Here is an 11,913-nt window from a genome sequence, read left to right as displayed (position 1 = left end):
CGAATATACGTGATTTAAATATTTACAAATAAAATCCTAGTTTTTAAAATTTCCCAAATCGCTCTACAAATTCCTTGGAAAAATTCGCTGTTTCAGATAGTTCTGAATCCTCTTTTAGATTGTTTTCTTTTATCCAGACTATATTCCCATCCAAGTCCACAATTATCCTATTTGATCTCTCCAGGTATTTCAGAATTGCATTAATTTTGTCCAACGATAAGGTGGGGCTCAACAGACATTTTAAATCCCTCATTTTTGGAAATGGTTTGACGTCTCTAATCTTATTTATAAAATACTCTACTTCCGAATCTGTAAATTCATTTAATGCATGAAGTCTCCTCTTCTTATTGACCTTTTTTCTTTTAATACCGTTCAAATATTGCAAAAATCAAATATTTAACAGTACTGTGAATATGTTTTCTAGTGAAATATTTACAATAATCCTAATAGGCGATAATTAGAGAAAGAATTATTTATTACTATTATCAACTCTCCTTGATTGCTTCTAGATGAATATAGTTTGGATGAAAAGAAACAGCTTTTTGAAAACCGGTTGGACTATATTCGAATAGCTCATAACGAAAAAAAAGATGATGAAATTAGAACTGATAGAATTGAAGATTATTTAGAAGTAATTTAAGAGTTAATCCAACAAAAGTGATACGCAACTACAGCAGACATTTCAAAATATCTGAATGTCAGTTCACCCAGTGTCACAAAAATGGTTAAAAAATTAGATGAAAATCATTACTTGATTTATGAAAAATATAGGGGACTACGTCTGACGGCTGATGGAATTACCATAGCCAATAACATACAAGAAAAACATAGTTTATTTGCCGAGTACCTAAAAATGATAGGGTCGAAGACGAAGTGGCTCACCTAGATGCGGAAGGAATTGAACATCACTTACATCCTCAACCTATAGAAGGGTTAGAGCATTTGATACTCATGCTAAAGAAGACTAGTCCAGATATTCGCAGCAAATTATAATCATAATAGACACTAGTTGTTAACATCTAAGGAAAAGGCAGATCGATATCAATCTTTAGATACGAAATATCTACAATGCCCTTACTAAATGAGTGCGAGATTCCATTTAAGCTGATGTTATTTTCTTGATTACACAAATTTAAGAAATCACACTTGTACAGGTTCGAGTGATTTGCTTCATACTTGTGAACAATATTTTCAAATGATGATGACGATGGTGATGGTGAAGGTGATAAGGGTTGCTTGTAAGAAAATATATAACTAGAGTCATTCTCTGGCATAATCAGTAACAATAAGGACAGACCAGTTAATAATGCAAGGATCAGGTAATGACTCATTTGCTAATACTCTATTTTGATGACCAAATTATAATTGGATTTCCGCTGATAGTGCTGGTAATTTAATCCTAACCGATTTACTAGAAAAAAAGACATAAAAATTAACAAAGTATTATGAACCAAATTATTTTCCAGACTCCTATAGATCTCAAATATTTGGTAGGTGTAATACCCCATATGCCTGATAATTCTTTAGTGTAGCTTTCTATTTTGAACCGTTAGTTGGGCACCGTTTGCGGATAGTAAGTATATACTGGAGTATCAAAGACTTCAATCCATACCATTGAGTTTATGATTCGACTAGAATATCCTTTGCTAAAAAAAATAAGTATTTTATTCCCGACAAGATACAGTGGTTTTTGGCTATTTTTCTCTCAATGCCCGTTGACTAAACGATAAAACTTGCAAATTATTTGACTAAAATCAACTATATACAATGACAAGTATTATTATCAAGACATAAACACCCATTAGTCCAAAATTACGCCAACTGGGATCACCTTTTGCGTAATTTTCAAAAAGTCCTCGATCTATGATTGCGCTGTATCGAGATAACATAGTTATGACACAGATAGAAATCAGTAATCCCTTAAATAGGAAAGATTAAATGCTTGAATAAGAAAAGGAGTTTAAAAGGAGTGAAATTATAGATGACGCCTATCTCAAACTGGAAACGCTGGATAATCTATAATTTAATTGGTGAAGGGGTTCATAACGTTCTTTTTGATGATCAGCTAAAAAAGCTCTGTGGAAACAATTATGATAGTAACTATGAAATCGCACTAAACAGCCTTGTGGATAACGGTATATTGCTCAAGTTAGAGACTTATAGAAGGAAAAAATTCATCGTAAATTATGATAAATTAATTGAGGCAAAAAAAATATTAAATGACAACCGAAATTGGAAATTGAATCGAGATATCGAACAAACATACAGATCAGGACATGGCAGCAACATTGACGATATTCATCGTTTTTATTCAGAACCTGAAGGGTATAGTTTTTGGTTTAATTTAGAAGAAAAAAACCCAAGAAAAAAAAGGAGCATTTACAATATATACAGGAAAAAGACAGACGACATGGAATTCGCTGCCCAAATTCTAACCCAAAAACATTCCAAAATATTGTATCTCGGATCGCTCCGACACACCCATTCAATAATATCGACCTTGTGGCGAGCTTGTGTAGAATTATCAGGTGGTCCAGATTCAAACAAAAAGAGATTTATTCTACAGGATTTGCAAGATAAGGAACGAAAAGCATGTGGTAATAATCGTCAAAGAGGGAAAATTGCGTTGGTTATTTTCAAAAAGTTAGAATTCATCGTCGAGAAGGGTAAGAAAGGAAATTCAACATTATTTGCAGCCACTGGCAGGTCTCCGCCTTTTTCCACTTTAGATGATGTTATTAATGTCTGATCTCCAGTCAAGGTATTATAAAGGTCTGTAAAACGTAATCCTATTATTAAATGACTGGTAGTTTATAGACATGGAAATTCTGGAGGAAAAGTCCTTGGCCAAGCAAATATTCAAAACGTATTCTACAAATCCAAAAAATTGGAATTTTATAATTTCTACTAGTTCAATAAGAGACGGCTTTTACGATGCTACCGTAACTAGTCCTCAAGAGTCTTGGAGATTGAAGATAGATTCGATTTACAAACCTTCACCAATTATTTCAGGAACTAGGTTAGACATAGATACAAAGATAATTGAAAGAGACGCCAACAACAATTTGATACCCTTCGGATATAGGAAAATTGATCCGCCGGTTTTTATCAATATTTTTAAAAAGCTTTCAGAAGAGCAAGAGTCTATAGCAAGAAAAAACAATGATTATTTAAACCAAGAATTAAATACGCTCTTAAATTCTATGGAGCCGACGGTGCCAACACTAGGTACAGATTACCTCTATGGTCCCTTTTTGTATACTAATAAGAATATAGCGGGAAAAAGTAGGTATGATGACGTGGTATCGGAGAAATTATCACAAAGCATTCGGAGGAAAATAAAAGAAAGATATCCAGGATATGGATAAAGGAATTGAAAGGAAAGTTAGAGTATCGATCCTTTGAAAGCAATGCACTTGAAGATAATCCACTTGGAGATTCCCCTATAAGAGATATTATTATTTATACTCCAGAAAATTATAAAATTAGTAATTCATCGGGTTATCCAACTATTTATTTACTGCCTGCATTTGGTAATGATAATTACTCCGCAGTGAAGCATGACCCATTTTCAGTATCAATTTTTGAAAGGCTAGAAAAACTGATTAGTGACAAGGAATGCGGAGACATGATAATAGTTATTGTAAACTGCTTCAATAGACTAGGAGGAAGTCAATATATCAACTCAAGTGCCGTAGGCAGATATGAAGATTACGTTGTGGATGAAATCGTTCCTTTTATTGATCGTAACTACAATGTTTCTAAACGCGCAGTGTTAGGCAAATCTTCCGGTGGGTATGGGGCACTTTCGATGGGAATGCATCATCCCCAAATATTTAGTGCTATAGGGGCACACTCATTTGATTCGGGTTTTGAATATTGTTACCTTCCGGACTTTGCTACTGCTATCAAGACTTTAAAAAAGTATCAAAATTTCCATGATTGGCTAGATGAGTTTTGGAATTTAGATTCAGGGCGGACCAAGGATGATTTTACTACGCTTAATATTTTGTCTATGGCTGCACATTATTCTCCAAATGCGGAAAATAATAAGTTAAAAATAGATCTTCCATTTGATATGACCACAGGAATATTTAAAGAAGATGTCTGGTCTAGATGGAAGCAATTTGATCCCATCAATATGATATCAAACTTTGCAGAACAGCTGAGAAAAATGGATTTGATATATCTTGATTGTGGTATTTTTGATGAATTTAATTTACAAATAGGAACTAAAATTGTTAGCGAAAAGTGTAAAAGCTTGGATATTAGGCACGAGTACGAGGAATACGGAGGAGGTCACTTTAATACAGGCTATAGGTATGATATCTCAATGCAAAAAATTTACAGAGCTCTCAGCTAAACAACAACTCTAAAATACATATGCCCCCATAAATAGAAACGCTTGTAAAAAGTTAGTGGGTATGTCAAAATACCTTGCAGGGGTATCGAATCTTTGTTATGCCGCAAAAGTACATTTGCCAGTACAATTTTTTTTTGTTTTAGAAAAATACAAAACGATGATTCAGAGTTCAATTATACAACTTAAAATAAAATGGACTTTATAAAAATGGAAAGTGACTATCATGACGCAGAGGAACCGAAAATGATTAAAGGAAAAAATAACACTAATTGGTTATACTTCCTGCACAAAACATAATCCTTTCTTAACAAATAAGCATGATTTTGATTCTCTTTCTTGGATTTATAGGACGAATCTATTTTACAGGTATGTCAGCCAATCGTGATATACTTTTTCTTTTCCACTTACAATGTCTGCAAAATGCTTTCTAATTAGCGAGGTTACAGGCCCGATCCCTCCGCTGCCTATTTTTCTGTGATCTATATATCCAACTGGAACTATTTCTGAAGCCGTTCCTGTTAAAAATACCTCATCATAGTAATAGAGTTCGTCTCTGGAAATATTTTCAGAAATTACTTTAACATTGTTTCTCTCAGCAATATCAATAACTGTATCTCTAGTTATACCCTCAAGAGCTCCACTTGAAATTGGGGGAGTATACAAATCACCATTCTTTACTAAAAAGATATTCTCGGCGCTTGCTTCCACCACATGACCATTGGAATTTAACATTATAGCTTCATCAAAACCGGACTTTAATGCTTCCATTCTTGCAAGTGCAGAATTTGCATAGTTCGCAACCCCTTTTGCATGAGTAGGAAGACTTCGAGATCCCACTTTCTCCCATGAAGAAACCATCAAATGAATTCCAAGTTCTAAATCTTCTTTTCTAATATGTTCGGTCCATTTCCAAGCAGTAATCGCAATAGAAACTTTATTTGGTAACGGGTTTACCCCCAACTTGCCGTATCCGTAAAAAGCAATAATTCTGATATAACAATCTCCCAACTTGTTGGCTCTAACAACGTCTATTGTAGCATTTTTTAATTCTTCAGGTTCATATCTAAGCTGCATAAAATATGCCTTTCCACTATTATAGAGGCGTTTGATGTGATCATTTAATCTAAATATAGCATGACCATTTTCAGTAGAATAGGAGCGAATTCCTTCAAATATTCCAGTTCCATAATGCAACCCATGAGTTAAAACGTGAACCTTTGCTTCTTGATAGTCGATTAATTGTCCATCCATCCAAATTTTATCACTCTCGAGCATTAAAAATCCCTAAAATAATTAATTAATTAATTAATTATCGTGCCTTTTGAGTGTATTGATCGAATAACTTCCTCTACATTATGATCCTCGACGAGAATTAGGATACGGGAGGTTTCCTCTTGAGCGTCAATATTAAGTATGTTTATGTCTTGCTGACTTACGATACTACTTGTTTCAGATACAATCTTTGGAATTTTCCACATAGAGTCACCTATCAAAGTAACCACTCCTCTACCGTAAACCATTTCCACTTTTGGATAAAACGCGCGAAATATTTTTTCGTGTCTCCTAACATAATCCCCATCTAAAAACAAAAATCGAGTCATCTCCTGATTGTCTTTTTTGTAGGGAGACAATTCAACAAAATCGTGGTATTGGCGCTGTTTTTCAAACAATGCAGCAATATGCGATGCAGCAATCGATTCCATTCTCACTATTGCACAATTCTTTTTGCCAGTAACAATCTTAATTTTAGGTTCAATCTCATTTTCATCTTCTGGAACTTTTTTTATGATTTGGGTATAATTATCGGGATTTGATATATTTGTAATCAAAATAAGCAAACTTAAATCATGGTCATCAATATCCTTGATAGCAATTGGATCCAAAATTTTCATACCGAACATTCCAGCAAGTTTAGCTTCGTTATATGAGAGGGTCTTTACATTAAGTAAGTTATTAGAGACTACTTTTGGATCAGCACTTAAAACAGAGTTATCTTTTTCAAAATCAAGGCTCACATTGAACTTTGAGGATAATAGAATGCCTAAATCTGCAGCCGATCTGTCTGATCCACCCCTCTCATATGTAGTCTCAAGGCCATCTATTGTTTTCCCTATAAAACCACCGATACAAACAACATCATTCTCATTGACGAGATTAACTAAACCATCCAATTTTTTCTTTGATTCATCTAGCATAAAATTAGCCGCTTCAAAGTTGTCATCAGTTATAATGGGCCATTCATCGATATTTACACTTGATGACAATATATCGTTAGATCTCAAAATATAATTCATAAGACTAGCTATTACAATCTCTCCACTATAGGCAAGAATACGTGATCTACTTACATCCACAAATCTCCTGTTTTCTGCCACTTGCTTTAGGGAAATAAGAACAGTTCTGTTAAATTTCTCTAATTCATTTTCAAATTTCTTTTGATTTCCACTCGAAAGATATTTTCTTGATATTCCGAGATATACATTTTTGAGGATATCTATATCTACTGGATTTGACGTAGCATAATTCCGAGAAATTCGGATTGCTACATCAGTCATCGACAGATTTTTTCCTTCATAGCTTGTGAGTGGAGCAGAAAAAACACAAATTATTTTGGAATTTTTTCTTAATTCTTTGATTCTCTCTATGATTACAGGAATTTTGACACCATCTACTCCTAACGCAGAACCGCCGAACTTTGCAATTATTAATTGCTCCAACACTGAAATCTAATGTGTTAGCCGGTTATTATTCATTCAGATATTCGGATATAATCTGTGCGGCCTGCATTGCACCGTTTTTAACATTATATTTTTTTCTTGCTCCGATACTGGATAGGTATTCCTCTATTATCTCCTCCAGTCGATTAATATCATCATATGAAAAGCCAAATTTCAATGCCCGTTCTTCTTGCTCAAAATGATTCTTTATTGGAATAAAGATTCCAGGAGTACCATAAATACTGCACTCGTCGATAGTAGATTTTCCCGCAAGGGAAATAACCAAATCTACCGCAAATATATATTCATGAATATTAGGAACAAACCCAATATTTCTAAAAGCATGATCCTCAAACCCTGAGACATGTAATTCATAAGGAAAAGAGAGAATCAAATCAAAATCAAACCTTCTGATTAGTACGAGGAGAACTTCAAGTACTTTTTTGCTCAAATATTTTCCAGCATTGGTCCCCCCTGTAGTAATTAGAATTGTTTTTCGAGAGAGTGAAAATCGACGTCTTAATTCGGTTCTGCTTGTTAATATCTCTCTAACAATAGGACCGACATAGATTATGTTGTCTTTGTTGTCCCCCAATTCTGGAACAATCACACAATTACAGGATTGCATCAACTTGGACATGGTATTATTAAGAAAGCTTTCTACTCCGGACAGCATTTTGGATTCAATAAAACGAGTATTTAGGATATCCGTGATAAAGATCCTGGGTTTGTCAGTGTCCTTTGTTACAGATATGGATGCAAAATCCTCGTCAGAGATTACCAAGTTTGATTGCGATTTTTCATAATGAGAAGAAATCAGCAGCAGATTTTTTGCAAGAGTCTTTGATCTATTGTAATACCAAAGATAAAGTAATAGCCATACAAAGTTATTCTTCAGCACTCCATTTGAAATGAAGAAATCTGGAGGTTTGTACAAGTCATAAAATTGTAAATTTATTTTTTCTAATCGGTTTTTAGGATATGTAGATACAAGTTCATATGCTTTAAGTCCAGTTATCATCGTCAGATCAACGGTACTAGCAAGTTCAGGCATTTTTTCTAATATCGCTATGTCACGTGTAATATGCCCCAACCCAATTGGGCTAGTAAAGAAAAAAGCCATGTAATATTGTCTTGAACTAATTGAAGAGTCTAAATATTAAGATTAAGAATTTTAGTTATTTGGAGTTTTTTAGATGGAGGCACGTTTGCACAGCTTATTGATATAAAAACAAATTTAGTAGCTAGACTTGCGGAGTCTGTTTAAAACTATAAACGAACAAACAAAAAAATTGATGCAATTTAAAAATTTAATGTGCCATTGTCGAGATTTTAAGGACAGCCTTCCATTTTTTGGATATAATAACCAGATTTTTCAATATCTTTAGCAACTATTGGTGGTGCTTCTTGAATATGACAGAATTGACATTCCTCTTGAGTCATTTTTTGGCCACCCTGGTCCACAGTTTTAAGGTATTCCTTACCGTATTCAATAGCCTTTTCGTGTGGGGTACTTGCCTCTACGATGACATCAAAATGCATTATTCTGCCATCTTTTTTTGTGACATATGTATCATAAACTGCACATTCCATACATTAGATTTGCGCTATGCATATTTAATTTATTACATCGTTATCTATGACGAAATTGACTAAAACTGGTTTTATCTAAAATTAGCATTGTAATTTTATTTATTTCAAGTTAACGAAGATGAATGAACAATAAAAGGATGGATTTAACTAGGGAGTCTGACTCGCATTAGGAACTTTGGCTGGAATGTTTATTGAATAAATCAGTGGTTCTTGATGGAAGTCCTGGATATCCTCAAAGTGTCCATGACTCTCTCCCGCACAGGCCGTGGTATAAGGAATACTAGAATTGAGCAGTGCAGAAATCACCTGTTCTGACGAAGCCTCAGGATAATAACTCTTGTACAAAGCAGCCTGGCCGGCAACAATAGGAGCTGCCATACTAGTACCACTGTCAAAAGCATAACTTTGTCCTAAATATGTAGAGAAAACATCAACACCAGGGGCAGCAAAGTCTATGTTTTTTCCGTAATTACTAAAGGAAGCAGCAAAATCATCAGGGCCGCCGATCGTGTTATTTCCCCGACCACCACATGCACCATCACTATCTGAAATAGCAGATACTGTTATTACCCCAGGAACTCGAGCAGGCGATGTAGCAGATATATTAGTATTACTGTTACCAGCTGCTACCACATAAATTACTCCCTTTGAAATGGATTCTGTAACGGCCTTATCTAATTTGTCAGATGGAGGATTTTCAATACTTAAATTTACAATATCAATTTCATCTGCATGTTGGTTTACATACTGAATTGCTTGAATTTGGGACGAAAGTGGACAATTTCCATTTGCATCGCAAACCTTGATTGCCCACAATTTTGCGCCGGGTGCAACACCCAAAACTCCAAAGGAGTTGTCCATTGCTGCTGCAATTCCTGCAATGTGTGTTCCATGTCCCAAATCGTCGTTACCGTTAGGTACTCCTTCAATAAATGAAATATTTCTGTACACATTTAGATCGGGATGGTTAAGACTTATTCCGGTGTCAATAATCGCAATATCAACATTTGAGAAATTCAAATTTTGGTTCGTACTGGTAAGGTCACTATTTTGGGTAGCATTAGCAACTGTAAGATTCAGTATGTTGGCACTAATCCTTTCAAGACTACTTGGAATAGTTTGATTTTTATATTTTAAAGCGGAAACTTTGCCAAACAAATCCTGATTTATGGCAAATATTCTTGAATCACTTGCAAGCTTGCTTACAAATTCCTTTTCATTTATTGATCCACTTCCGAACATGTTGATTACAAAGCCTGGAGGATTCTCAAAAATATGTATGATCTTGCCATTCTGAGAATAGTCCTCAGATACCGTCTCAGCGTCTGACGTAACACTCTCATCTAACCATACAATGTACTGAGAAGGTATTCGTTCGTAATCCAAATTCGGCTCAAAAATTTTTTCAAACAAGTAAATGACTGGTGATGGGAGATTCTGATTAATTGAAATATCAAAAACTTTGTTATTGTCTGAGTTTTGTTCGTCTAAAATTTCTATCTGGTACCAACCAAAATCTAAACCATTCAACGAAATTAATGAATCATCAGCTGTACAGTCAAAGAAATCATTATTTACAAAGTACAATGAATCTTCAGAACCATAAGGATTTGGCGTAATTTTATAGATTTGAGTGAAACTTTGATCGGTTGCTATTGTTAATGTACCTTGGTCAAAAGGTTCGTTTGTAGTGTTACAGGATTCAGTCACTGTTTGGAACTCGACTGGACCTGGTGTTTGAGGATCGGGTTGGTTGGTTGGTGGGGTATCAGGGGTTTGAGGATCGGGTTGGTTGGTTGGTGGGGTATCAGGGGTTTGAGGATCGGGTTGGTTGGTTGGTGGGGTATCAGGGGTTTGAGGATCGGGTTGGTTGGTTGGTGGGGTATCAGGGGTTTGAGGATCGGGTTGGTTGGTTGGTGGGGTATCAGGGGTTTGAGGATCGGGTTGGTTGGTTGGTGGGGTATCAGGGGTTTGAGGATCGGGTTGGTTGGTTGGTGGGGTATCAGGGGTTTGAGGTATGACAGCTGGGGTAACAGACACAGTCACAGAATCTGGATCACTTCTTGCAGAATCAGTACTTACTATTAATTGAAATGTGAGTGGAGTTTCTTCTTGAACCTGAGGGGAAATAAAGTCAGGATTAGCAGTGTTTGGATTATTTAATGTGACTTCAGGTCCAGCAGTTTGAGTCCAATCATAATTCAAAGGGGGACTGACATCATCACCAGAAGCATTAGGATCATTGCTATTACTACCATCCAACTGAGTTAAGGTTTGGCTTTGTACAGTAACGTCGGGACCTGCATCTGCAATAAGTGTTTGAGGTATGACAGCTGGGGTAACAGACACAGTCACAGAATCTGGATCACTTCTTGCAGAATCAGTACTTACTATTAATTGAAATGTGAGTGGAGTTTCTTCTTGAACCTGAGGGGAAATAAAGTCAGGATTAGCAGTGTTTGGATTATTTAATGTGACTTCAGGTCCAGCAGTTTGAGTCCAATCATAATTCAAAGGGGGACTGACATCATCACCAGAAGCATTAGGATCATTGCTATTACTACCATCCAACTGAGTTAAGGTTTGGCTTTGTACAGTAACGTCGGGACCTGCATCTGCAATAAGTGTTTGAGGTATGACAGCTGGGGTAACAGACACAGTCACAGAATCTGGATCACTTCTTGCAGAATCAGTACTTACTATTAATTGAAATGTGAGTGGAGTTTCTTCTTGAACCTGAGGGGAAATAAAGTCAGGATTAGCAGTGTTTGGATTATTTAATGTGACTTCAGGTCCAGCAGTTTGAGTCCAATCATAATTCAAAGGGGGACTGACATCATCACCAGAAGCATTAGGATCATTGCTATTACTACCATCCAACTGAGTTAAGGTTTGGCTTTGTACAGTAACGTCGGGACCTGCATCTGCAATAGGATTTCTCTTTTCGGGCGGAGTCGGAGAAGAGGTGGAGTTGTCTCCACTGTCGCTGTCGCTGTCGCTGTCGCTGTCGCTGTCTTGATCTGAAACTTCTTCTGGCGAAGGAGTAGAAGAAGAGGTGGAGTTGTCTCCACTGTCACTATCTGTTTCTGACCGGTCCGTACTTCCAGAAGCAGTCAGAAATAGTATACCTTGTTTACCATGTTCTTTTACAAATGTATTGAACGGATAGGAGATGGATCCGGTTAGAATTACTAAGATAAATAGAAGAAATAGTGCTTTAGCTTTCAGCTTCATCGACCA

12 protein-coding genes are annotated in these 11,913 nt (G+C 35.8%); 5 read left to right on the top strand and 7 right to left on the bottom strand.

The features are described 5' to 3' along the window. Positions 1 to 43: 43 nt before the first annotated feature. On the bottom strand, positions 44 to 376 hold the full coding sequence (locus ACMT7R_RS02985; RefSeq protein WP_415309948.1) for a hypothetical protein: 333 nt from the start codon (positions 374 to 376) through the stop codon (positions 44 to 46). Between the two features lie 123 nt (positions 377 to 499). On the opposite strand from ACMT7R_RS02985, the gene ACMT7R_RS02980 reads away from it, so the two are divergent. Further along, positions 500 to 640 (top strand): hypothetical protein, encoded by a 141-nt coding sequence (locus tag ACMT7R_RS02980; protein WP_415309947.1) that lies wholly within the window; start codon positions 500 to 502, stop codon positions 638 to 640. Positions 641 to 679: 39 nt separating this feature from the next. Then, positions 680 to 886 carry a hypothetical protein gene (locus tag ACMT7R_RS02975; RefSeq protein ID WP_415310554.1) on the top strand — a complete coding sequence of 69 codons (207 nt, stop codon included), beginning with the start codon at positions 680 to 682 and terminating at the stop codon, positions 884 to 886. A 133-nt stretch (positions 887 to 1,019) separates the two neighbouring features. Here the strand turns inward: ACMT7R_RS02975 and ACMT7R_RS02970 are convergent, their stop codons facing one another. Beyond that, entirely contained in the window at positions 1,020 to 1,331 is a 312-nt protein-coding gene (locus ACMT7R_RS02970) for a hypothetical protein (protein WP_415309946.1), read from the bottom strand. Between the two features lie 650 nt (positions 1,332 to 1,981). On the opposite strand from ACMT7R_RS02970, the gene ACMT7R_RS02965 reads away from it, so the two are divergent. From ACMT7R_RS02965 to ACMT7R_RS02955, 3 genes are all read left to right on the top strand, one after another. Then, entirely contained in the window at positions 1,982 to 2,749 is a 768-nt protein-coding gene (locus ACMT7R_RS02965; protein WP_415309945.1) for a hypothetical protein, read from the top strand. Positions 2,750 to 2,819: 70 nt separating this feature from the next. Beyond that, entirely contained in the window at positions 2,820 to 3,368 is a 549-nt protein-coding gene (locus ACMT7R_RS02960; RefSeq protein WP_415309944.1) for a hypothetical protein, read from the top strand. A gap of 5 nt (positions 3,369 to 3,373) precedes the next feature. Continuing rightward, the gene (locus ACMT7R_RS02955) at positions 3,374 to 4,363 is read left to right on the top strand and encodes an alpha/beta hydrolase (RefSeq protein ID WP_415309943.1); all 990 of its coding nucleotides are present in this window, start codon (positions 3,374 to 3,376) and stop codon (positions 4,361 to 4,363) included. 360 nt (positions 4,364 to 4,723) lie between these two features. Here ACMT7R_RS02955 and ACMT7R_RS02950 read toward each other — a convergent pair whose 3' ends face one another. The 5 genes from ACMT7R_RS02950 to ACMT7R_RS02930 form a co-directional block, all read right to left on the bottom strand. Then, on the bottom strand, positions 4,724 to 5,638 hold the full coding sequence (locus tag ACMT7R_RS02950; protein ID WP_415309942.1) for a branched-chain amino acid transaminase: 915 nt from the start codon (positions 5,636 to 5,638) through the stop codon (positions 4,724 to 4,726). 26 nt (positions 5,639 to 5,664) lie between these two features. Beyond that, entirely contained in the window at positions 5,665 to 7,083 is a 1,419-nt protein-coding gene (locus ACMT7R_RS02945) for an aspartate kinase (RefSeq protein WP_415309941.1), read from the bottom strand. 25 nt (positions 7,084 to 7,108) lie between these two features. Beyond that, complete coding sequence (locus tag ACMT7R_RS02940) at positions 7,109 to 8,203, bottom strand: glycosyltransferase (RefSeq protein ID WP_415309940.1); 1,095 nt, start codon at positions 8,201 to 8,203, stop codon at positions 7,109 to 7,111. Between the two features lie 209 nt (positions 8,204 to 8,412). Then, on the bottom strand, positions 8,413 to 8,673 hold the full coding sequence (locus ACMT7R_RS02935) for a DUF2024 family protein (protein ID WP_415309939.1): 261 nt from the start codon (positions 8,671 to 8,673) through the stop codon (positions 8,413 to 8,415). 147 nt (positions 8,674 to 8,820) lie between these two features. After that, entirely contained in the window at positions 8,821 to 11,907 is a 3,087-nt protein-coding gene (locus ACMT7R_RS02930; protein WP_415309938.1) for a S8 family serine peptidase, read from the bottom strand. Positions 11,908 to 11,913 lie beyond the last annotated feature (6 nt).

It is taken from the genome of Candidatus Nitrosocosmicus sp. FF01, assembly GCF_047711275.1.
GTDB lineage: Archaea > Thermoproteota > Nitrososphaeria > Nitrososphaerales > Nitrososphaeraceae > Nitrosocosmicus.
The sequence above is the reverse complement of the archived record's forward strand: the minus strand, read 5'-3'. Positions and strand labels throughout refer to the sequence as shown.